This is a genomic window from Brevundimonas sp. GW821-FHT12E07 (genome assembly GCF_058807035.1).
In genome coordinates this window covers 115,779-135,515 of sequence record NZ_JBXAQH010000001.1, presented here as the reverse complement: position 1 = coordinate 135,515, position 19,737 = coordinate 115,779, and the positions used below count along the sequence as shown (strand labels likewise).

The 19,737-nt window shown below is 67.6% G+C and carries 23 protein-coding genes; 11 read left to right on the top strand and 12 right to left on the bottom strand.

Annotated elements, in window-relative coordinates:
* Window positions 1-88: 88 nt before the first annotated feature.
* The 3 genes from AC1ROD_RS00710 (at window position 89) to AC1ROD_RS00700 (ending at window position 3,428) form a co-directional block, all read left to right on the top strand.
* Window positions 89-1,510, top strand: coding sequence for a S41 family peptidase (locus AC1ROD_RS00710; RefSeq protein WP_492946349.1), 1,422 nt, complete (start codon window positions 89-91; stop codon window positions 1,508-1,510).
* A 105-nt stretch (window positions 1,511-1,615) separates the two neighbouring features.
* Complete coding sequence (locus AC1ROD_RS00705; protein ID WP_492946348.1) at window positions 1,616-2,830, top strand: divergent polysaccharide deacetylase family protein; 1,215 nt, start codon at window positions 1,616-1,618, stop codon at window positions 2,828-2,830.
* Window positions 2,831-2,936: 106 nt separating this feature from the next.
* A complete protein-coding gene (locus tag AC1ROD_RS00700) occupies window positions 2,937-3,428 on the top strand; it encodes an RNA pyrophosphohydrolase (protein WP_492946347.1) in 492 nt (163 codons plus the stop codon).
* Here the strand turns inward: AC1ROD_RS00700 and AC1ROD_RS00695 are convergent.
* The 7 genes from AC1ROD_RS00695 to AC1ROD_RS00665 all read right to left on the bottom strand — a co-directional run bounded on the left by AC1ROD_RS00695 (window position 3,425) and on the right by AC1ROD_RS00665 (window position 9,500).
* The gene (locus AC1ROD_RS00695; protein WP_492946346.1) at window positions 3,425-4,036 is read right to left on the bottom strand and encodes a hypothetical protein; all 612 of its coding nucleotides are present in this window, start codon (window positions 4,034-4,036) and stop codon (window positions 3,425-3,427) included. The genes AC1ROD_RS00700 and AC1ROD_RS00695 overlap by 4 nt on opposite strands.
* A 28-nt stretch (window positions 4,037-4,064) precedes the next feature.
* Window positions 4,065-4,319, bottom strand: a complete 255-nt coding sequence (locus AC1ROD_RS00690; RefSeq protein ID WP_492946345.1) for a CBU_0592 family membrane protein — start codon at window positions 4,317-4,319, stop codon at window positions 4,065-4,067.
* 240 nt (window positions 4,320-4,559) lie between these two features.
* The gene (locus AC1ROD_RS00685) at window positions 4,560-4,829 is read right to left on the bottom strand and encodes an ATP synthase F1 subunit epsilon (protein WP_492946344.1); all 270 of its coding nucleotides are present in this window, start codon (window positions 4,827-4,829) and stop codon (window positions 4,560-4,562) included.
* 3 nt (window positions 4,830-4,832) lie between these two features.
* Window positions 4,833-6,389, bottom strand: a complete 1,557-nt coding sequence (gene atpD, locus AC1ROD_RS00680) for a F0F1 ATP synthase subunit beta (protein WP_492946343.1) — start codon at window positions 6,387-6,389, stop codon at window positions 4,833-4,835.
* A 40-nt stretch (window positions 6,390-6,429) separates the two neighbouring features.
* On the bottom strand, window positions 6,430-7,308 hold the full coding sequence (locus AC1ROD_RS00675) for a F0F1 ATP synthase subunit gamma (protein WP_492946342.1): 879 nt from the start codon (window positions 7,306-7,308) through the stop codon (window positions 6,430-6,432).
* Between the two features lie 34 nt (window positions 7,309-7,342).
* Window positions 7,343-8,878, bottom strand: a complete 1,536-nt coding sequence (gene atpA, locus AC1ROD_RS00670) for a F0F1 ATP synthase subunit alpha (protein ID WP_492946341.1) — start codon at window positions 8,876-8,878, stop codon at window positions 7,343-7,345.
* 67 nt (window positions 8,879-8,945) lie between these two features.
* On the bottom strand, window positions 8,946-9,500 hold the full coding sequence (locus AC1ROD_RS00665) for a F0F1 ATP synthase subunit delta (RefSeq protein ID WP_492946340.1): 555 nt from the start codon (window positions 9,498-9,500) through the stop codon (window positions 8,946-8,948).
* Between the two features lie 252 nt (window positions 9,501-9,752).
* Between AC1ROD_RS00665 and AC1ROD_RS00660 the strand changes: the two genes are divergently transcribed.
* The 5 genes from AC1ROD_RS00660 (at window position 9,753) to AC1ROD_RS00640 (ending at window position 13,999) form a co-directional block, all read left to right on the top strand.
* Window positions 9,753-10,745, top strand: a complete 993-nt coding sequence (locus AC1ROD_RS00660; protein WP_492946339.1) for a cation diffusion facilitator family transporter — start codon at window positions 9,753-9,755, stop codon at window positions 10,743-10,745.
* 91 nt (window positions 10,746-10,836) lie between these two features.
* On the top strand, window positions 10,837-11,679 hold the full coding sequence (locus AC1ROD_RS00655) for a TerC family protein (RefSeq protein ID WP_492946338.1): 843 nt from the start codon (window positions 10,837-10,839) through the stop codon (window positions 11,677-11,679).
* A gap of 7 nt (window positions 11,680-11,686) precedes the next feature.
* Window positions 11,687-12,535, top strand: a complete 849-nt coding sequence (locus AC1ROD_RS00650) for a glutaminyl-peptide cyclotransferase (protein ID WP_492946337.1) — start codon at window positions 11,687-11,689, stop codon at window positions 12,533-12,535.
* 51 nt (window positions 12,536-12,586) lie between these two features.
* The gene (locus AC1ROD_RS00645; RefSeq protein ID WP_492946336.1) at window positions 12,587-13,384 is read left to right on the top strand and encodes a tryptophan 2,3-dioxygenase; all 798 of its coding nucleotides are present in this window, start codon (window positions 12,587-12,589) and stop codon (window positions 13,382-13,384) included.
* A gap of 135 nt (window positions 13,385-13,519) precedes the next feature.
* A complete protein-coding gene (locus tag AC1ROD_RS00640; RefSeq protein WP_492946335.1) occupies window positions 13,520-13,999 on the top strand; it encodes a PA2169 family four-helix-bundle protein in 480 nt (159 codons plus the stop codon).
* An 82-nt stretch (window positions 14,000-14,081) separates the two neighbouring features.
* Here the strand turns inward: AC1ROD_RS00640 and rplS are convergent, their stop codons facing one another.
* The 3 genes from rplS to AC1ROD_RS00625 all read right to left on the bottom strand — a co-directional run bounded on the left by rplS (window position 14,082) and on the right by AC1ROD_RS00625 (window position 15,995).
* Window positions 14,082-14,510, bottom strand: a complete 429-nt coding sequence (gene rplS / locus AC1ROD_RS00635; protein WP_492946334.1) for a 50S ribosomal protein L19 — start codon at window positions 14,508-14,510, stop codon at window positions 14,082-14,084.
* 3 nt (window positions 14,511-14,513) lie between these two features.
* Complete coding sequence (gene trmD / locus AC1ROD_RS00630; protein WP_492946333.1) at window positions 14,514-15,263, bottom strand: tRNA (guanosine(37)-N1)-methyltransferase TrmD; 750 nt, start codon at window positions 15,261-15,263, stop codon at window positions 14,514-14,516.
* Between the two features lie 387 nt (window positions 15,264-15,650).
* A complete protein-coding gene (locus AC1ROD_RS00625) occupies window positions 15,651-15,995 on the bottom strand; it encodes a GIY-YIG nuclease family protein (RefSeq protein WP_492946332.1) in 345 nt (114 codons plus the stop codon).
* 134 nt (window positions 15,996-16,129) lie between these two features.
* Here AC1ROD_RS00625 and AC1ROD_RS00620 point away from each other — a divergent pair, with 134 nt between their 5' ends.
* Window positions 16,130-16,816, top strand: coding sequence for a hypothetical protein (locus AC1ROD_RS00620; protein ID WP_492946331.1), 687 nt, complete (start codon window positions 16,130-16,132; stop codon window positions 16,814-16,816).
* Between the two features lie 6 nt (window positions 16,817-16,822).
* Here AC1ROD_RS00620 and AC1ROD_RS00615 read toward each other — a convergent pair whose 3' ends face one another.
* Window positions 16,823-17,281 (bottom strand): hypothetical protein, encoded by a 459-nt coding sequence (locus AC1ROD_RS00615; RefSeq protein ID WP_492946330.1) that lies wholly within the window; start codon window positions 17,279-17,281, stop codon window positions 16,823-16,825.
* Between the two features lie 16 nt (window positions 17,282-17,297).
* Window positions 17,298-18,965: a thiamine pyrophosphate-binding protein gene (locus AC1ROD_RS00610; protein ID WP_492946329.1), complete on the bottom strand. Its 1,668-nt coding sequence runs from the start codon at window positions 18,963-18,965 to the stop codon at window positions 17,298-17,300.
* 103 nt (window positions 18,966-19,068) lie between these two features.
* Here AC1ROD_RS00610 and AC1ROD_RS00605 point away from each other — a divergent pair, with 103 nt between their 5' ends.
* Both AC1ROD_RS00605 and AC1ROD_RS00600 read left to right on the top strand, forming a co-directional pair.
* The gene (locus tag AC1ROD_RS00605) at window positions 19,069-19,206 is read left to right on the top strand and encodes an entericidin A/B family lipoprotein (protein WP_492946328.1); all 138 of its coding nucleotides are present in this window, start codon (window positions 19,069-19,071) and stop codon (window positions 19,204-19,206) included.
* 129 nt (window positions 19,207-19,335) lie between these two features.
* Entirely contained in the window at window positions 19,336-19,728 is a 393-nt protein-coding gene (locus tag AC1ROD_RS00600; RefSeq protein WP_492946327.1) for a YidB family protein, read from the top strand.
* The last annotated feature ends 9 nt before the right edge of the window (window positions 19,729-19,737 follow it).

Genomic DNA, 19,737 nt, shown 5'->3' with positions numbered 1-19,737 from the left:
CGTCGTGACTTCGGCGCTCCTGACCCTGATACCGGACGCCTGAAGGCTTCGGCTTCGAAGCCTTTTGGACGACCGCGAAAGAGACCGAATGCGTAAACTGCTCCTCGCCGGCGGCGCCGTGCTGGCTCTGGGCCTGAGCGGCATGACCGTCGCCACCCAGACGCCCCGGAACGAGACCTTCCGGATGCTGCAGCTGTTCGGGGACGTCCTGGCCGTGGTCGAACAGGCCTATGTGGTCCCGGTCGACAACAAGAAGCTGATCGAGGCGGCGCTGGCCGGCATGATGTCGGCGCTGGATCCGCACTCCAACTATCTGTCGCCGGATGGCTATGGCGACCTGCAGGAGCGCACCTCGGGCGAATATTCGGGCGTCGGCCTGACCATCACGGCCGAGGGCGGTCTGGTGAAGGTCATCTCGCCGATGGACAACTCCCCGGCCAGCCGCGCCGGAATCCAGGCCGGCGACGTCATCTCGGCCATCGACGGCCAGAACGCCGCGGGCCTGAGCGTCTCGGACGTCTCCAACAAGCTGCGCGGCGCCATGGGCACCTCGGTCAATGTCACCCTGCTGCGTGACGGCGAGGAGGCTCGCGAGGTCACCCTCGTTCGCGAGGTGATCAAGGTTGAATCCGTCACCGGCCGTCTGGAAGGCGACTTCGGCTATATCCGCATCTCGACCTTCAACGAGAACACCGGCCGCGAGCTGACCCAGGTCATCACCCGGCTGAAGACCGAGAAGCCCGGGATCAAGGGCTTCGTCCTGGATCTGCGCAACAACGGCGGCGGCCTGCTGACGGCGGCCATCGACGTCTCGGACGCCTTCCTCGAGCGGGGCGAGATCGTCAGCCAACGGGGTCGCAAGCCCGACCAGATCGACCGCTACGCCGCCAAGCCCGGCGACCTGACCAACGGCCTGCCGCTGGTGGTCCTGATCAACTACGGCTCGGCCTCTGCGTCGGAGATTGTGGCCGGCGCCCTGAAGGATCAGGAACGGGCGACGATGGTCGGCCTGACAAGCTTCGGCAAGGGCTCGGTTCAAACCGTCATCCCGCTGGGCGGCGGCAAGGACGGCGCCCTGTCGATCACCACGGCGCGCTACTACACACCGTCGGGACGTTCGATCCAGAAGATCGGCATCGAGCCGGATCTTGAGGTCGCCCGGTCGGAGGCCGAGGGCCGGATCGTCTCGCGCTCCAGCTTCATCTATTCCGAGGCCGCCTACGCCACGGCGCTGGACGCCTCCATCGGGGCCGAGCGCAAAGGCGCCCACACCCCGCACGAGGCCCCGGGTCCGGACTTCGACAAGTCGAAGGACTATCAGCTGGAGCGGGCGCTGGACGTGCTGCGCGCCGGCGGCGATCTGTCGAAGCTCGCGGCCGCCCCGGCGGGGATCGTGGTCTCGGACGGCGCGACGGAAACCGCGGCCAATGACGACGCGGCCCCCGCGCCGGAAGCGAAGCCCGAGCCTGCTCCGGAGGCCACCCCGACCCCGCAGCAGCGGCGGCGGTAAGCCTAATTCTTGGTGAACAGGCCGTTAGGGTTTCTTAACCGCCGCACGGCAGAGTGACGCCCGAGAAGGACCGCCCGTCGCGGGTCCCGAGCGTTTCGTCGTCGTATGTTCGCCAAGAGAGAATCCGCCCTCGCCGCCGCCGCCGGAGCCGCTCCGCAGAGCAAGCTGCCGCGCCTGAGCCTGGCCCCGATCGTCGACGCCCTGAAACGGCCGCCGGTCGCCGTGGGCGCGGCGGGACTGCTGCTGCTCGGGACCGTGGCCCTGTTCCTGACGGTGTTGGGCGATCCCACGGCCGGAACCCCTTCGGCGCGCGCCGCCCTCCACCGCGAAGCCCACGCCCCCGCCGCCGGACCCGAGGCCCCCACAGGACTGGAAGCCTTCGGCATGGGCGGCGACTGGGCCGCCTGGCAGACCCTGGGCGATCCCAACGCCGATCCCGCCTCGGGCGCCGCCGGCGGCGACGCCCTGATCACCCTGCCCGACGGCGCGACCGTCGCGGGCGGCGGCGGGGCCATCTCGGCGCCCAAACAGGCGCCCCAGCCCTTGGTCTCGGCCCCGATCGCGGGCCTGAACCAGCCGGGCCCCAACGGCCCCCTGCCGACCATCGCCGCCGACGGCCGCGTCCCGGCCCAGGCCTATGCCCGTCCCTTCCGCCCGAACGGGAAGCCGCGCGTCTCCCTGATCGTCGGCGGCCTCGGCCTCAACGCCGTCACCACCCGCGCCGCCATCGAGCGGCTGCCGGCCGAGGTGACCCTGAGCTTCGTCCCCTATGCCGACGGCCTGCAGGGCTGGATCGACCTGGCCCGGGCCCAGGGCCATGAGGTGATGATCGAGATCCCGATGGAGCCCTCGGGCTATCCGGACAACGATCCGGGTCCGCAGACCCTGCTGGCCTCCGCCACGCCCGACGACATCATCGCCCGGATGAACTGGCTGTTGGGCCGCGCCACCGGCTATTTCGCGGTGACCAACTATCTGGGCGACCGGTTCGTGACCTCGGACAACGGCATGGCCGCCTTCCTGAGCGTGCTGCGCCAGCACGGCGTCGCCTTCGTCGACGACGGCTCCGCCCGTCGCAGGCCGGGCGCCTGGGCCCGGGCCAGCGCCGATTCCATCATTGACGAGACCCAGACCCCGGCCTTCATCGTCGGCCGCCTGAACGCCCTGGAAGCCCGCGCCAAGGCCACCGGGGCGGCCCTGGGGACCGGCTTCAGCTATCCGGTCACCGTCGAGGCCGCCGCCCGCTGGACCGCCGGTCTGGACGCGCGTGGTCTGCAGCTGGCGCCGGCTTCGGCGATGACGCAGCGCCCGGGTCGCTGACGCGACCCGGCTCTGCTTTTTTGTTGGCCTGTCGCGCGTAGCGCTGCTTGAGGCCGGATGGCCGCTCACTCTGGCCTATCGGGTTGGCCTTGGGGTAAGGCGGATCATGACCTCATCCCCCGACCTCTCCCTCTACCGCCCCAATGTCGGCGTCGTGCTCTTCAACGCCGAGGGCAAGGTCTGGTACGGCCGCCGCCACGCCACCGAAGGGCCGTACAACTGGCAATTCCCGCAAGGGGGCGTGGACAAGGGCGAGGACGTCGCCGTCGCGGCCCTGCGCGAGCTTCAGGAAGAGACCGGGGTGAACTCGGTGGAGCTTCTGGGCCGCACGGAAGACGAGATCCTCTACGACTTCCCGCCCGAACTGATGGCCCGGCACCTGCGCGAGAAGCGCAAGCCCTGGAACGGCCAGCGCCAGACCTGGTTCGCCTTCCGCTTCACCGGCGACGAGGCCGAGATCGACCTGAACCAGCACGAGGAGGTCGAGTTCGACGCCTGGCGCTGGGGCGACCTTTCGGAAGCCTGCGACCTGATCGTGCCGTTCAAGCGCGCCGCCTATGAGCAGGTGGTGGCGGCGTTCGGAAAGTTCGCGGGCTAACCCGCCTGTCCAGAAACTGGACAGAAGGACGGGCGGAGCCCTTGCGCCCGCAGCACATTGGCCACGAAGGCGTTTCGCCGCCCTGAGGTCCGGCGCAGCAGGGCGACGAAATACGGCCGGTCAGCTTCGGGCGTGCACCAGGCGATGCGTTCCGCCTTTCCGTTGTCCACAGACTCCGGGGTCGCCGGGGCGAAGGCGGCCCGGGCCTGCATCATCTCGATGGCCGCTCCGTTCAACCCGTCCGGATCGCCTCCCTCAACCGAGACCGAACACCCTCCGCCGGGCAAGGCCACGACATAGACGTGGGAATAGGACGCCAGCCGCCAGGCCGCCGTGGCGGTGGGCGACCCGGTCGAACGCGGGGGCACGGCGACCATATAGCGCTGCAGCGCGAGCTCCTCGAGCGACCGACCCTCAAGCACAGCGGGGAGGCAGACCTCGTCGAAGGCGACCTTGAGCGCGGCCGTCGGCGAGGTCAGGGCGCTGAAGGGCGCGGGGCCCTGCCTGGGGGTGGACGACTGTGGCGGCGAGGCACAGGCCGAGCCGGCCATGGCCAGAGGCAGGGCCAGGGCGGCCATCGCCGCCATAGATCGCATTAAGCCGGTCATGAGAGCTTCCCCCTGAAGGAGAGGAAAGCTAGCGCTTCAACCTCTGGATGGCCAGCCTTGCCAACCCGGCCACGGCCACCAGCGCCCAGGCCCCCTCCATCAGGGCCGCCGACAGATTGAAGTCGACCGACAGGGACCAGAGGATCAGCAAGGCGCCGATGAGGTTCAGCGTCAGGGCCGGCCACTGTTTCGGATCCAGCTTCCCGGCCGTCGCGCCCGCATAGGCGATCAGGATCAGAAGTACGCCGCCGACGCCGGCGATATCGATGAGGGTCAAGGCCATTGGGGGCCCTCCTTGGACAAGGAGCCGGGCCGTCCCGGGCTTCACGCCGGCGCAGGACCGGCGGCGGGGACGTGGCCCCATAAGGGCCAGTCTAGCGCCCCGAACCCCCGGTTCAAGCGGCCCGGGTCAGTTTGGCGCCAGGTTTTGACGACCGCTCGGGATCTGAAACGCAAAACAGCCGACGCTTTCGCGTCGGCTGTTCGCAAGGAGATCAGGGCGGCATCGCCGCCCGTCGGCTTCTTAGGCCGCCGTCACTTCCGAGGCCTGTTCGGCCAGGATGGTCAGGCCCGCCGGGGTCACGTCGGCGAAGCCGCCGTGGACCTCGAACACCCGCTTCGAACCGTTGTCGAAGACGGTGACCGTGCCCTCGCGCAGGGCCGTCATGAAGGGGGCGTGGTCGGGCAGGACGCCGAAGTCGCCTTCGACGCCCGGCGCGTCGACCTGATCCACGAGGCCCGAAAAGACCTCGCGTTCAGGCGCGACCAGCGAGAACTGCAGCTTGCCCGCCATGACCTAGGCGGCCTCGGAGGCCAGCTTGGCGGCCTTCTCGACGGCTTCCTCGATGGAGCCGACCATGTAGAAGGCGGCTTCCGGCAGGTGGTCGTATTCGCCGGCGACGATGCCCTTGAACGAGCGGATCGTGTCTTCCAGCGAGACGAACTTGCCCGGCGAGTTGGTGAACTGCTCGGCGACGAAGAAGGGCTGCGACAGGAAGCGCGAGATCTTGCGGGCGCGCGCGACGACCAGCTTGTCCTCTTCCGACAGCTCGTCCATGCCGAGGATGGCGATGATGTCCTTCAGGGCCTTGTAGGACTGCAGGACTTCCTGGACCGAACGGGCGACGTTGTAGTGCTCTTCGCCGATGATCAGCGGGTCCATGATCCGCGAGGTCGAGTCCAGCGGGTCCACGGCCGGGAAGATGGCCTGGGCGGCGATGTCACGCGACAGAACGGTCTTGGCGTCCAGGTGGGCGAACGAGGCGGCCGGGGCCGGGTCGGTCAGGTCGTCGGCGGGAACGTAGATGGCCTGGATCGAGGTGATCGAGCCCTTCTTGGTCGAGGTGATGCGCTCCTGCAGGTTGCCCATCTCGGTCGCCAGGGTCGGCTGATAGCCCACCGCCGACGGGATGCGGCCCAGCAGAGCCGACATTTCCGAACCGGCTTGCGTGAAGCGGAAGATGTTGTCGACGAACAGCAGCACGTCCTTGCCTTCCTCGTCGCGGAAGTACTCGGCCTGGGCCAGACCGGTCAGGGCGACGCGGGCGCGGGCGCCGGGCGGCTCGTTCATCTGGCCGTAGACCAGAGCGCATTTGGAGCCTTCGGTCGAGCCGTTGTTCTTGGTCGGGTCCACGTTCACGTTGGACTCGATCATCTCGTGATACAGGTCGTTGCCTTCGCGGGTGCGCTCACCCACGCCGGCCAGCACCGAGTAGCCGCCGTAGGCCTTCGCGATGTTGTTGATCAGTTCCTGCATGGTCACGGTCTTGCCGACGCCGGCGCCGCCGAACAGGCCGGTCTTGCCGCCCTTGGTGTAGGGGCACATCAGGTCGATGACCTTGATGCCCGTGACCAGGATTTCCGACGAGGTCGACTGCTCTTCGAACGAAGGGGCGTCGCGGTGGATCGGACGGTACATCGTCGTGTTGATCGGGCCCTGTTCGTCGATCGGCTGGCCGACGACGTTCATGATGCGGCCCAGCGTGCCCGGGCCGACCGGCGCCAGGATGGAGGTGCCCGTGTCGGTCACGGCCTGGCCGCGCGTCAGGCCTTCCGAGGTGTCCATGGCGATGGTGCGGACCATGTTCTCGCCGAGGTGCTGGGCGACTTCCAGAACCAGGGTGAAGGGCTCGCCCGTCTTCTGGTCGACGTTCTGGGTGTGCAGGGCGTTCAGGATCGCCGGCAGCTGGCCGGTGAACTCGACGTCGACGACGGCGCCGATGACCTGGGCGATCTTGCCCACGCCCGTGCCGGCGGTGACGACGGCGTTACCCGTGGCGGCGGCCTTGGTGGCCTTCGGAGCCTTGGGAGCCGCAGGCTTGCGGGCGGCGGGTTTCTTGACGGTGTCGGTCATCGGGTGCGTCCGTTTCGTATGTTCTGTCAGGATCGGAGGATCAGAGCGCTTCCGCGCCGGCGATGATCTCGATCAGTTCGGTGGTGATCTGGGCCTGGCGCTTGCGGTTGTACTGCAGCGTCAGCGAGTTGATGAGGTCGCCCGCGTTGCGCGTGGCGTTGTCCATGGCGCCCATCTGGGCCCCGAAGAAGCTGGCCTGGTTCTCGTACAGAGCGGCCAGAACCTGGGTCGTGATGTTGCGCGGCAGGACGACGTCGAGGATTTCCTCTTCCGAGGGCTCGTAGTCGTAGACGGCGCCGTTCAGGTCGATGGGGGCGGCGTCGCCGTCCACCACCGCCGGGATCAGCTGCTTCGGCGTCGGGACCTGCGAGATCACCGACTGGAAGCGGCTGTAGAACAGGGTCACGACGTCGGCGTTGCCGGCCTCGAACTCTTCCGCGATCAGGGCGGCGATCGGCTCGGCCGCGGCCATGCCGATGACCTTGTGCTCCGACAGCTCGAAGGTGCGGATCAGCTTGTCGCCGTACAGGCGCGACAGACCGTCACGAACCTTGCGGCCCACGGCGACGATGCGGACGTCCTTGCCCGAGGCGATCAGCGAGTTGATCCGTTCCTTGGCGGCGCGGATGACGTTGGTGTTGAAACCGCCCGCCAGACCCTTGTCGCCGGTGGCGACGATCACGAGGTGCTTCTTGTCCGAACCCGTGCCGGCCAGCAGCCTGGGCGCGCCGTCGCCGGAGACGCCCGCCGCCAGGTTGGCGATGACGGCGGCCATCTTGCGGGCGTAGGGACGCGCGCTTTCGGCCTGGTCCTGGGCGCGCTTCAGCTTGGCCGCCGCGACCATGTTCAGGGCTTTCGTGATCTTCTGCGTGGACTTCACGCTGTCGATCCGATTGCGCATTTCCTTGAGGCTGGCCATCGGGCGCTACTCTTTCAGCTTCCGGTGATCAGGCTTAGGCGAAGGTCTTGACGAAGGCTTCCAGCACCGACTTCAGCTCGGCTTCGAGCTCGGCGGTCAGGTCCTTCTTGGTGCGGATGCCTTCCAGCAGCGACGCGTTCGACGAGTGGATGCGGGCCAGCAGCTCGCTCTCGAAACGACCGATGTCGCCGACGGCGATGCCGTCCAGATAGCCGCGCGTACCGGCGTAGACCGACACGACCTGCTCTTCCATGGTCAGCGGGGCGTACTGGGGCTGCTTGAGCAGCTCGGTCAGGCGGGCGCCGCGGGCCAGCAGCTTCTGGGTCGAGGCGTCCAGGTCCGAACCGAACTTGGCGAAGGCGGCCATTTCACGATACTGGGCCAGCTCGCCCTTGATCGAGCCCGCGACCTTCTTCATCGCCTTGGTCTGGGCCGAGGAGCCCACGCGCGACACCGAGATGCCGACGTTCACGGCCGGGCGGATGCCTTGGTAGAACAGGTCGGATTCCAGGAAGATCTGGCCGTCGGTGATCGAGATCACATTGGTCGGGATGTAGGCCGAAACGTCGTTGGCCTGGGTTTCGATCAGCGGCAGGGCGGTCATCGAGCCCGAGCCGTAGTCGCCGTTCAGCTTGGCCGAACGCTCCAGCAGGCGCGAGTGCAGGTAGAAGACGTCGCCCGGATAGGCTTCACGGCCGGGCGGGCGGCGCAGCAGCAGCGACATCTGACGGTAGGCCACGGCCTGCTTGGACAGGTCGTCATAGACGATCAGGGCGTGCATGCCGTTGTCGCGGAAGAACTCGCCCATGGCGGTGCCGGCGAACGGAGCCAGGAACTGCAGCGGGGCCGGTTCCGAGGCGGTGCAGGCCACGACGATGGTGTAGTCCAGCGCGCCGCGCTCTTCGAGCGTCTTGACGATCTGGGCGACGGTCGAACGCTTCTGACCGATGGCGACGTAGATGCAGTACAGCTTCTCGCCTTCCGACGCCGCGGCGGCGTTGGTCGACTTCTGGTTCAGGATGGTGTCGATGGCGACGGCGGTCTTGCCGACCTGACGGTCGCCGATGATCAGCTCGCGCTGGCCGCGGCCGACGGGGATCAGGGTGTCGATGGCCTTCAGGCCGGTCTGCATCGGCTCGTGCACCGACTTGCGGGGGATGATGCCCGGCGCCTTGACGTCCACGCGGCGGCGCTCGGTGAAGGTGATCGGGCCTTTGCCGTCGATCGGCTCGCCCAGCGGGTTGACGACGCGGCCCAGCAGGCCCTTGCCGACCGGCACGTCCACGATCTCGCCGAGGCGGCGGACTTCGTCGCCTTCAGCGATGGCGGCGTCGGCGCCGAAGATAACCGCGCCCACGTTGTCGCGCTCGAGGTTCAGGGCCATGCCCTTCACGCCGGCCTTCGGGAACTCGATCATCTCGCCGGCCTGGACGTTGTCCAGACCGTGGATGCGGGCGATGCCGTCGCCGACCGACAGCACGCTGCCGACGTCGGACACGTCCGCTTCAACGCCGAAGGAGGCGATCTGCGACTTGAGGATGGCCGAAATCTCGGCGGCGCGGATGTCCATTTGGATCTCTCTGTCTTCGTCTTCAGGTCGGGCTGTGAGGCCCGCTACATTCTTGTTGGCGCGCGCCTTAGGCGCGCTTGAGGGCGAACTTCATCTGGTCGAGCTTGGTCTTCAGCGAGGCGTCGAACAGCGTCGAGCCGACCTTCACCTTCAGACCGCCGAGGATCGACGGATCGACCCGGGTGGTGATTTCGGGGTTCTTGCCGAGCGCCGTGTTGAGCGCCGCGGTGATGGTCTTCAGCTGGGCGGCGGTCAGGGCCTGGGTCGAGACGACCTCGGCGGCGACGATGCCGGCGTGTTTGGCGTAGAGGGCTTCAAAGCCGGCGATGACGGCGGCCAGATCGCGGGCGCGGCCGTTCTGGGCCAGCAGGCCGAGGAAATTCTTCGTGGTGGTCTCGAACTTCGCCTTGGTCGCGATGGCGATCAGGCCCTTGACCTGGTCCTCGGCGGCGATGATCGGCGAGGTGGCCAGGCGGCGCAGGTCGGCGCTTTCGATCCAGGCGGCCTTCAGCGACTTGAGATCGGCGCGCACGGCGTCGAGTTTCTTCGTCTCGAGAGCGAGGTCGAACAGCGCCTGTGCGTAGCGCTCGCCGACTTCCGTCGTCCTGAAATCGTCTGCCAAGGTGTCGTACCCGTTCGGTCAAGCTTTTGTGGTCGCGACCGGCGGAGGATGCCCACGCCGGCCAAAGGCCTGTAATGCTTAAGGAAAGCACGCAAAGGGCCGCTTCGCCTGAAACGCCCCTATGAAGCCGGGCGCCTGATAGCATGGGGTTTTCCCGCTCGCAACAAGTCGTGATCGGACCAATGAACGGCACGGTTGCGGGCCTGCGGCGTTCCGTCTCACCGCGTTCGCTCTCCCGCCCCGAAAGACCGCATGGCCGCCTCGACCAGCAAGAACGTTATTTTCGCCGCCCTCGCCGGCAATCTGGCCATCGCCGTGACCAAGCTGATCGCCGCCCTGATCACCGGATCTGCGGCGATGATGTCCGAGGCGATCCACTCCGCCGTAGACACCGGCAATCAGGTGCTGCTGCTGGTTGGATTGAGGCGCGCGGCCCGGCCGGCGACCGAGACCCATCCGTTCGGGCACGGGCTGCAGCTCTATTTCTACACCTTCGTGGTGTCGGTGCTGATCTTCGGGGTCGGGGCCGTGGTCTCGATCACCCACGGGATCGACCGCATCCGCGCGCCCGAGCCAATCGAGAACCCGTGGGTCAACTATATCATCCTGGGCCTGTCGGTGCTGTTCGAGGGAACATCCTGGATCATCGCCCTCAAGGCATTCAACGCCGAGCGCGGCGACCGGCCCTTCCTGAAGTCCATCCACGGCTCCAAGGACCCGACCGTCTTCACCGTCCTGTTTGAGGACACCGCCGCCCTGTCCGGTCTGGTGGTGGCCCTGATCGGGGTGGTGTGTAGTCAGGTGTTCGCCCTGCCGGTGCTGGACGGGGTCGCGTCGATCGTCATCGGCGTCATCCTGGCCCTGACCGCCGCCTTCCTCGCCTTCGAAAGCCAGAGCCTGCTGACCGGCGAGGCCGCCGATCCGGCGACCCGCGAGGGCATCCGCGCCATCGCCGCGGCCGAGCCCGGCGTCGACGGGCTGAACGACGCCCGCACCATGCATTTCGGCCCGAACGAAATCCTCGTCTGCCTGAGCCTCGATTTCCGCAACGACCTTTCGGCCGCCGACGTCGAGGACACGGTCGCCCGGCTGGAGCAGAAGATCCGCGCCGCCTATCCGCAGGCGGGCCGCATCTATGTCGAGGCCCAGAGCTTCGCCTCCCACTCGGCGGTGCGCGAAGCGGTCATCGCGGGCGGCGGGGCCGGGGCTCTGGTCTCGGACGTCCCGGCCCCGTCACAGCCGTGAACCGCCCCCAAGCGACAATCAGACGCGGGCCGGGGATGACGAGAATGCCAACTCCTGCATTATCTAGGCGGCCACGCTTTCAAGGACCCTCATGTTCGACGCCATCGTCCCCCTTCTGACCGATCCCGCCGCCTGGCTGGCCCTGACCACCCTCATCGTGATGGAGGTGGTGCTGGGGATCGACAATCTGGTCTTCATCTCCATCCTGTCGAACAAGCTGCCGCCCGAGCAGCGGCAGAAGGTGCGCCGGCTGGGCATCGGCCTGGCCCTGATCATGCGCCTGGGCCTTCTGGCCACGATCGGCTGGATCGTCGGCCTGACCGCGCCGGTGTTCAACCTCGGCTTCCACGGCCCGCTGAACAGCCACGGTGAGCCGTCGTTCGACACCATGTTCAGCTGGCGCGACCTGATCCTGATCGCCGGGGGCCTGTTCCTGCTGTGGAAGGCGACCAAGGAGATCCACCACACGGTCGATCCGACGCCGAGCCACGACGTCCTCGACAAGAAGGCGGTCGTCATCAACAACGCCGGCGCCGCCATCGTCCAGATCATCCTGCTGGACCTGGTCTTCTCGGTCGACTCGATCCTGACCGCCGTCGGCATGACCGATCATGTGCCGATCATGATGGTCGCCGTGGTCGTCGCCGTGACCGTGATGCTGCTGGCCTCGGACCCGCTGGCCAACTTCATCGACAAGAACCCCACCGTGGTCATGCTGGCCCTCGGCTTCCTGCTGATGATCGGCGCGGTCCTGATCGCCGACGGCTTCGGCGTCCATGTGCCCAAGGGCTATATCTACGCCGCGATGGCCTTCTCGGCCCTGGTCGAGGGGCTGAACATGGCCGGGCGCGCATCGGCGAAGAAGAAACAGGCCACGCTCGACGCGCAGCAGGCCGAACTGAACGCGCGCGAAACGGCGGGACCCGGGGTATAGGCGAAGGATGCGCCCCATCCTTCCCAAAGCCCTTTTCGGCCTTCTCCTGCTCCTCGGCGCCTGCGCCGCCCCGATGGGGGCGGCCTCGGCCCCCTTGCCGCAGGCGGCCCCCGCTGCGAGCACGACCGGGACGGTCCCGGTGCTGGGCTATGAGGTCGTGCGCACCTTTCCCCACGCGACCGACGCTTTCACCGAGGGCCTCTTCTATCGCGGCGAGGGCGCCGATGCCGAACTGGTCGAGAGCACCGGCCGCTTTCCCTCCGATATCCGCATCGTCCGGCTGGCCGACGGCGAGGTCCTGAAGAAGCGGGTGCTGGACACCGCCTATTTCGGCGAGGGCATCGTCCAGGTCGGCGACCGGCTGATCAGCCTGACCTGGCGCAACCATCTGGGCTTCATCTGGAACGCCACGGACCTGAGCCCTATGGGGCTGTTCTCCTATACGGGCGAAGGCTGGGCCCTGACGAAGGACGACCACCGCATCATCATGAGCGACGGCACCCCCGTCCTGCGCTTCCTCGACCCCCGGACCCTCACGGTGACCGGCCGGCTGATGGTCACTGCCGACGGCCGCGGGGTGGACCAGCTGAACGAGCTGGAATGGGTCGCCGATCCGGACGCGCCCGGCGGCGGCTATATCTACGCCAACATCTGGCAGACCGACCGCATCGCCCGCATCGATCCGACCACCGGCCATGTCGTGGCCTGGATCGACCTGACCGGCCTGTTTCCCGAGAGCGAGCGCAAGGACGTCAACGACGACGTCCTGAACGGCATCGCCTGGGACGCGGCGGGCAAACGCCTGTTCGTCACCGGCAAGAACTGGCCGCAGCTGTTCGAGATCCGGATCAAATAGGGTCGATCCCCGCCCTCGACCCGGGACCCTGATCGCCGTATCGGAAGCCCCATGACCGACGCTTCGAACATGACCTATGCCCGCTACCTCGGGCTCGACCGGCTGCTGTCGGCGCAGGATCCGATCTCGGACCAGCACGACGAGATGCTGTTCGTCATCATCCACCAGACCAAGGAGCTGTGGCTCAAGCAGATTCTGCACGAGGTGGCCCTGGCCCAGTCGATGGTCCGGAACGGCGATCTGGTCCCGGCCTACAAGTCGCTGGCGCGGGTCAGCCGCATCCAGGCGGTGATGACCCAGAGCTGGGACATCCTGGCGACGATGACGCCCGCCGACTATCTGCGCTTCCGCGATGTGCTGGGCTCCAGCTCGGGCTTCCAGAGCGACCAGTTCCGCCGCTTCGAGGCCATGCTGGGGCTCAAGGACGCCCGCTTCCTCGCCTTCCAGGAAGACCGGCCCGAGGCCCATGCCGCGCTCAAGGCCGCGATCGAGGCCCCCAGCCTCTATGACGACGCCCTGGCCCAGTTGGCGGCGGCCGGCCTGCCGGTGCCCGAAGCCGTCCTGAACCGCGACGTCAGTCAGCCGTATGAGCCATCCGAGGCCGTCGAGGCGGCCTGGCTGGAGGTCTATCGCGACACCGACCGCTGGTGGGCCCAGTACCAGCTGGCTGAAAAGCTGGTCGACCTCGACGACGCCCTGCTGACCTGGCGACACAAACATGTAGTGACCATCGAGCGGATCATCGGCCGGCGTCGCGGCACCGGCGGCACCGAGGGCGCGGCCTATCTGATGACGACGCTGGAGAAGCGCTGCTTCCCCGAGCTCTGGTCGCTCCGGACAAAGCTCTGAACGGGGCTCTGAACGGGGCTCCAGGCGCACGAAGCTGTGATGGTTTGCTGATCCGACGGTGATCGGCCGGTCGCAATCGCGCCGCAACCCGGGGCGAGGCTGGGCCGTTCCAGTGGGTAAGTATTGGAGACCCCCATGCCCAACCGTCACGATATCCACGTCCTCAACGGCCTGATCGCCGCCACGCTCGACAGCGCGGAGCGTCTGGACCTGATCGCGGACGACAGCGAAAGCTCGGGCCACGGCAGCCTGTTCAGCGCCCTGGCCGAGGAGCGCCGGGACATGGCCCGGGTCATGGCCGCGACTGTCACGGCCCTCGGCGGCCATCCCGACACCTCGGGCTCGATCCTCGCCAAGGCCCAGCGCGCCGTCATGGACATGAGCCACGCCCTGATGCGCGACGAGGCCGGTCTGGTCGACGCGGCCGACCGGGGCGAGGCCGCGCTCGACAAGCGGTTCCACGCCGCCGTCGCCGATGAGAAGCTGTCGGCGACCACGCGCGAGACCATCCGCCGGGCCCATGCGGCCATCCACCGCGAAACCACCGAGGTTCATAGCCTCAGACGCAGTGTGGACGGCCAGAAGGACGCGTCCAACAGACTGTTTCCGCAGTAGAAAATGAAAAAGGCCCCGGTGTTTCCACCGGGGCCTCATCATGTCGGGGCTCAAGTCGCCCGAAGGGCGGTAGCCCCGGATCTTATGCTTCGTCGCCGGCCTTGTCGGCCGAACCGGTGACCGGCACCTGGGCGCCCTTGGCCGGACGAACCGTCTGGCGCTCGGCGATACGGGCCGACTTACCGCGACGGTCGCGCAGGTAGTAGAGCTTGGCGCGACGGACGACGCCGCGACGCTTCACTTCGATGGCGTCGATGTTCGGCGACAGGATCGGGAATTTGCGCTCCACGCCTTCACCGAAGGAAATCTTGCGGACCGTGAAGGTCTCGTTCACGCCGCCGCCGTCACGGGCGATGCAGACGCCTTCGAACGCCTGGATGCGTTCGCGTTCGCCTTCCTTGATCTTGACCATGACGCGCAGGGTGTCGCCGGGCTGGAAGTTCGGGATTTCACGAACTGCGATCAGGCGGGCTTTTTCTTCGGCTTCGATGGTCTGAAGGATGTTGGCCATAGTCTATTCTCCTCGGGCTTTTTTGCCCTTTAGCTTTGATTTGGCGGAGGATTCCGCTGGTCGATTGGCAAGATGGGCTTCCCAGAGATCCGGGCGCCGCTCCTGCGTAGTGAGTTCCCGCTGCTCCTGACGCCAGACCGCCATCTTGCGATGGTCGCCCGACAACAGCACCTCGGGGATATCCAGCCCCTCGAACGTCCGCGGTCGCGTGTACTGCGGATGCTCCAGAAGCCCGTCCTCGAAACTCTCGGTCGACAGGCTTTCCGCCGCACCGAGCACTCCGGGGATCAGTCTGACGCACGCCTCGATCACCAGCATCGCCGCCGCCTCGCCGCCGGCGAGAACCGCGTCTCCGACGGAGACCTCCTCGAACCCCCGGGCGTCGAGCACCCGTTGATCCACCCCCTCGAACCGGCCGCAGAGGACGGTGATCCCGTCCGCTTTCGCCCATTCCTTCACTCGCGCCTGGGTCAGGGGCCGACCGCGTGCGCTCATGTACAAAAGCGGCCGGGACGACCCCTGCACACTGTCGAGTGCGCGAGCCACCACGTCCGCTTTGAGTACCTGTCCCGGGCCGCCACCCGCGGGGGTGTCGTCCAGGAAGCCGCGCTTATCTTCGGAAAAGTCCCGAATGTCCAGCGTTTCCAGACTCCACAGCCCCTTCTCGCGCCAGGCCGTGCCGATCAACGACACGCCGAGCGCGCCCGGAAAGGCCTCGGGGAACATGGTCAGGACGGTGGCGGTAAAGGGCATGGAGGGTCGGGTCGGTCCGGAAAGTGGCGGGGCAAGCCGTCGAAAAACACCGCCACACCGCCAAATCGCGCCATTTCGCCGGCGCGGACAAGGCGTTGAGGCCGCGCGCCCAATATAGGCCCGAGGCGAACGGCGCCATGCCGAAGTCGCCGACTTTCAATCTGAGGATTGAAAAGACGCGGAAAAATCCGGGCGGGGATGCGGAGTTGAGGCCTCCGCCCCCCATTCGTCACCCTCGGACTTGTTCCGAGGGCCCATGACGACTTCGGACGCTGTCAGCATTCGCTTGAAGGCCCCGCCTGCTACCCGCACCGCCCGCCTGCCGAACCCTGGGTCCTCGGGACAAGCCCGAGGATGACGGAAGGTGTGGATGCGAACCCGTCAAGCTCACCCCGGCAACAGGGTCTCCGCCTGCAGCCGCGCGGTCCAGCGGGCGGCCCTTTCCTTCAGCTCGTCCTTGAGCCGCAGATCCGAAAGGTCCGTGGGCAGCCGGTCCAGCTGTTCGAAGCGGAAATCCTCGGGCGTATGCGCATTCCACGCCGCCTGCAGCGAGGGGTCGCGGCCCGACCCGGTCTTCAGGGTAAAGCTGAGCCCGTTCCAGCGGGTGTCGATATGGCGGCTCTGGCCGACCCAGACCTGGCCCGTCGCCGAACAGATGACGGCATAGACCCCGGCAACGGTCGGCGTGTCCTTGTAGTCGGCGATCAGGGCCTTACGGGCGGCGGGCGTCATGGCGGGTATCCTTTTTGCCCGGGTGTAATAGATTATATTTTGCCCGGGTAAATACTCGCCAGTGCGCAGGGCCAGACAACTTGACCGTTCACGCGCGCCCCGCTCAACTCGCTCAGGACATTCTGCGAGGCTTCATGCGTATTCCAGTCCTGCTGTTCGCCGCTCTCGCCGTGTGCGGCGGGGCGAACTCGTCCCGGGCCGATGAGCTCAAGGTCCATGAGGGACGGATGCCGCTCACGATCTACCGGCTCGAAGGCGGCCTGCCGACCATGGGCCCGAACATGGTCAGGGTCGGCGACTATTCGGAAACCTCGCCCTTCGTCTTCCACATCTGGTTCGATGGTCAGGGTGAAGACCTGGGCGAACCCGCAACCGTGGGATGGTCGATGCGGCTGGGCGACTATTGTCGAAACCGGCCCAGCTGGGTCCAGTCCGTGTTGAGCGGGCCGGAGGGTCAGGTCTGGCACGGCGACCGGACCGCCGTACCCGCCGGTCCCGATCGGTTGAGCGACCTTGCCCGTGGACCCGCCGGTCCCATCAGCCGGGAACACCCCGTCCGGGCCCGCCTGCTGGAAGCCCTCGCCGCGGGGGGCCGGTTCACGCTCCGGCTCGAAGACGACGAGGGTCAGGTTCTGCACGAGGAGATTATCGACACCCTGACCCCCGCCCGACGGCAAGAGTTGTTCGCGGCCAATCTGGCCGAGTTCCGGAAAGCGGATCCCGATATGCCCGTCAGCGGGTCGGTCCCCATCGTTCCCGGCGAGCCCGTCCCGCCGCCGCCTGTTCGCCCCTGCCCTGTCCGGGGTGATCCGGCGGGGTGATCCGACCTAGGATATCCAGGTGTTCTTGCACTCGGTGACGGTCCAGCCGGCGAAGCCCGAGACCACCGTGCAGCGGACGCCCATTCCGGCCAGGGGGCCGTGGAGGATGCCGCTCTCGATCGTGGCGCCGCGGCCGTCATAGACGGGCCGGTCGAACGAGACCCACTGGGCCGGCTTGCCCGGCTCCGGACGGCTGTTGGGGTCGTAGGTGCGCGGGAAGCTGAGGCCGTAGCGGCCCCAGTCGCAGCGCGGGCTCCAGGCGCGGTCGCCGTCCTTGAGCCACAGCGGCGGCGGCAGGCGGTCGGTGGTGTTGAAGCCGTAGTGTTCCCCGGCCACCGCAGCGATGACGGCGCAGTCGTTGCCGTTGTCGGCAGGCGGCGGGGGACCGCCGGGGCCTGAGGGTTCGGTGGCGCAGGCGGACAGGGTGGTGGTCGCGAGCGCGATCGACAGGACAGCCAGACGCATCACAGGTCTCCCGGAACTACCCGCCTCTGAGGGCGGTGATGGTGCGGCCGGGGGCGATGTCCTCGGCCGAGGTGATCAGGTGAACGATCGCGGGCACCCCTTGGCTCCCGGACGCCGCCTCGCGCGCGGCGGCGAAGGCGGCGGGGAAGTCTTCCGTCGTCTCGCAGCGGATGCCGAAGGCGCCGAAGGCCCGGGCGTACTGGACGAAGTCGGGGTTCTTCAGGTCGGTGGCGATGACCCGGCGCGGATAGTCCCGCTCCTGATGCATGCGGATGGTGCCATAGGTCCCGTTGTCGACGATGACGGTGACGGTGTTGATGCCGTACTGGACCGCCGTGGCCAGCTCCTGGCCGGTCATCAGATATTCGCCGTCGCCGGCGATGCAGACGACGTCGCGGTCGGGATAGAGGCTCTTGGCCGCCACCGCCGCCGGATAGCCATAGCCCATGGCGCCCGAGGTCGGCCCCAGCTGGGTGTGCATGGCCGTGTGCTTGTGGAAGCGGTGCAGCCAGGCGGCGTAGTTGCCGGCCCCGTTGGTCAGTATGGCGTCGGCGGGCAGGACCGAGCGCAGATGGGCCATGCATTCGCTCATATTGGCCGCGCCGGTGACCGCGACCGGAGTGGTGAAGACCTCATAGGCGGCGTGGCCCGCCTCGGCCTGATCGTGCCAGGTCCGGCCCGGCTCGATCTCCGCGAGGGCCATGGCGGCGAGCGACACATCGGCGCAGGCGCTCATCAGGGGCGGCCAGACGCGGCCGAGTTCCTCAGGTCCGGGATGAATATGGATCAGGGTCTCGGGCGTCCGGGCGCGGTCGAGCAGGGTGTAGCCCTGGGTCGGGTTCTCGCCCAGACGCGCGCCGATCGTCAGGATCAGATCGGCTTCGCGCACCCGCTGCAGCAGGACCGGATTGGGGCCGAGGCCGAGATCGCCGACATAGTTGGGTCGGGCGTTGGAGATCAGGTCCTTGCGCCGGAACGACAGGGCGACGGGCAGGCCGATCCGCTCGGCCCAGTCGCTGATGGCGGTGGTCGCTTCCTGCGTCCAGCCGGAGCCGCCCAGCACCAGCAGGGGCCGCTCGGCCTTGGCCAGATGGGAGCCGACCTCGGCGACGAAGGCGGGATCGAGCGCCGACCGGGCGGGCGAGACGGGCCGCACCGGGGCCGGGCCGCCGTCGGCCTCCAGCACATCCTCGGGCAGGGCGATGACCACCGGACCCATCCGGCCCTGAAGCGCGGTGGCGAAGGCGCGCTCGACCACCTCGACGGTGCGGGTCGAGGTCTCCAGCTCGGTCGCCCATTTGGCCAGGCCGCCGAAGACCTCGCGATAGTCGACCTCCTGGAAGGCGCCGCGGCCCCGGTCCGAGACGGCGATCTGTCCGACGAACAGGATCATCGGGGTCGAGTCCTGATGCGCCGTATGCACCCCGATGGAGGCGTGGGTCGCGCCGGGGCCGCGGGTGACCATGCAGATGCCCGGCTTGCCGGTCAGCTTGCCATAGGCCTCGGCCATATTGGCGGCGCCCGCCTCATGCCGGCAGGTGATGACCTGGATCTGATCCGTCACGTCGGCCAGGGCGTCCAGCACGGCCAGATAGCTCTCGCCCGGGACGCAGAAGATCCGCTCCACCCCGTTCATGACGAGGACATCGACGAGACGGCGGGCGGTGTTCGCGGCTTGGGTCATGCCGCTGACCTAGCAGACGCAAGCCTGAATTGGCCATGCAACCCAACGGTTACGCTTCGCGTTACGGCCACGGTTCAACAGTTCCCCCCTCGGAGAAACCCCCATGCGCAAGATCATCGCCCTGTCCATCGTCGCCGCCGCCCTGGCCGTTTCGGCCTGCAACACCGTCTCCGGCGTTGGCCGCGACGTCTCGGCCGCCGGTTCGGCCGTCACCCAAGGCGCCGAGACGGCCAAGCACTGAGGCGAAAGCCCCGGATTGTTCGAAGGCCCGCCCTGACCGGCGGGCCTTTTTGCATTGTTTTACGGTGTCGCCCGTCACGAAGGCGTAGCCTGTCCGGCGCACCCTCGGTGCTGAAACCGGAGAACGATCATGGGACTTCTCGACAACGTCATGCACGGCCTCGGCGACGACGCCGCGGGCGGGCTCGCCGACCTTCTGAAAGGTCAGGGCGGGGTTCAGGGTCTGGCGGACAAGTTCGGCCAGCACGGTCTGGGCGAGATCGCCGCCAGCTGGATCGGCAAGGGCGCCAATCTGAACATCACCCCGGAACAGATCCAGTCGGTCATCGGCCATGGCCCCATCGCCGATCTGGCCGGAAAGCTGGGCGTCTCGCCGGAGCAGGCCAGCCAGACCCTGGCCGGCCTCCTGCCCGAGGCCATCGACCGGCTGACGCCCAACGGCCATACGAACGACGCCGGCGCCCTGCTGGACCAGCTGCCGGGCGGTCTGGGCGGGATGATCGGCGGATTTCTGAAGAAGTAGGCTTTCTGG

Coding starts and splice junctions, on each gene's coding strand:
- AC1ROD_RS00710 (WP_492946349.1), top strand. CDS start 89: ATGCGTAAACTGCTCCTCGCCGGCGGCGCCGTGCTGGCTCTGGGCCTG.
- AC1ROD_RS00705 (WP_492946348.1), top strand. CDS start 1,616: ATGTTCGCCAAGAGAGAATCCGCCCTCGCCGCCGCCGCCGGAGCCGCT.
- AC1ROD_RS00700 (WP_492946347.1), top strand. CDS start 2,937: ATGACCTCATCCCCCGACCTCTCCCTCTACCGCCCCAATGTCGGCGTC.
- AC1ROD_RS00695 (WP_492946346.1), bottom strand. CDS start 4,036: ATGACCGGCTTAATGCGATCTATGGCGGCGATGGCCGCCCTGGCCCTG.
- AC1ROD_RS00690 (WP_492946345.1), bottom strand. CDS start 4,319: ATGGCCTTGACCCTCATCGATATCGCCGGCGTCGGCGGCGTACTTCTG.
- AC1ROD_RS00685 (WP_492946344.1), bottom strand. CDS start 4,829: ATGGCGGGCAAGCTGCAGTTCTCGCTGGTCGCGCCTGAACGCGAGGTC.
- atpD (WP_492946343.1), bottom strand. CDS start 6,389: ATGACCGACACCGTCAAGAAACCCGCCGCCCGCAAGCCTGCGGCTCCC.
- AC1ROD_RS00675 (WP_492946342.1), bottom strand. CDS start 7,308: ATGGCCAGCCTCAAGGAAATGCGCAATCGGATCGACAGCGTGAAGTCC.
- atpA (WP_492946341.1), bottom strand. CDS start 8,878: ATGGACATCCGCGCCGCCGAGATTTCGGCCATCCTCAAGTCGCAGATC.
- AC1ROD_RS00660 (WP_492946339.1), top strand. CDS start 9,753: ATGGCCGCCTCGACCAGCAAGAACGTTATTTTCGCCGCCCTCGCCGGC.
- AC1ROD_RS00655 (WP_492946338.1), top strand. CDS start 10,837: ATGTTCGACGCCATCGTCCCCCTTCTGACCGATCCCGCCGCCTGGCTG.
- AC1ROD_RS00650 (WP_492946337.1), top strand. CDS start 11,687: ATGCGCCCCATCCTTCCCAAAGCCCTTTTCGGCCTTCTCCTGCTCCTC.
- AC1ROD_RS00645 (WP_492946336.1), top strand. CDS start 12,587: ATGACCGACGCTTCGAACATGACCTATGCCCGCTACCTCGGGCTCGAC.
- AC1ROD_RS00640 (WP_492946335.1), top strand. CDS start 13,520: ATGCCCAACCGTCACGATATCCACGTCCTCAACGGCCTGATCGCCGCC.
- rplS (WP_492946334.1), bottom strand. CDS start 14,510: ATGGCCAACATCCTTCAGACCATCGAAGCCGAAGAAAAAGCCCGCCTG.
- trmD (WP_492946333.1), bottom strand. CDS start 15,263: ATGCCCTTTACCGCCACCGTCCTGACCATGTTCCCCGAGGCCTTTCCG.
- AC1ROD_RS00625 (WP_492946332.1), bottom strand. CDS start 15,995: ATGACGCCCGCCGCCCGTAAGGCCCTGATCGCCGACTACAAGGACACG.
- AC1ROD_RS00620 (WP_492946331.1), top strand. CDS start 16,130: ATGCGTATTCCAGTCCTGCTGTTCGCCGCTCTCGCCGTGTGCGGCGGG.
- AC1ROD_RS00615 (WP_492946330.1), bottom strand. CDS start 17,281: ATGCGTCTGGCTGTCCTGTCGATCGCGCTCGCGACCACCACCCTGTCC.
- AC1ROD_RS00610 (WP_492946329.1), bottom strand. CDS start 18,965: ATGACCCAAGCCGCGAACACCGCCCGCCGTCTCGTCGATGTCCTCGTC.
- AC1ROD_RS00605 (WP_492946328.1), top strand. CDS start 19,069: ATGCGCAAGATCATCGCCCTGTCCATCGTCGCCGCCGCCCTGGCCGTT.
- AC1ROD_RS00600 (WP_492946327.1), top strand. CDS start 19,336: ATGGGACTTCTCGACAACGTCATGCACGGCCTCGGCGACGACGCCGCG.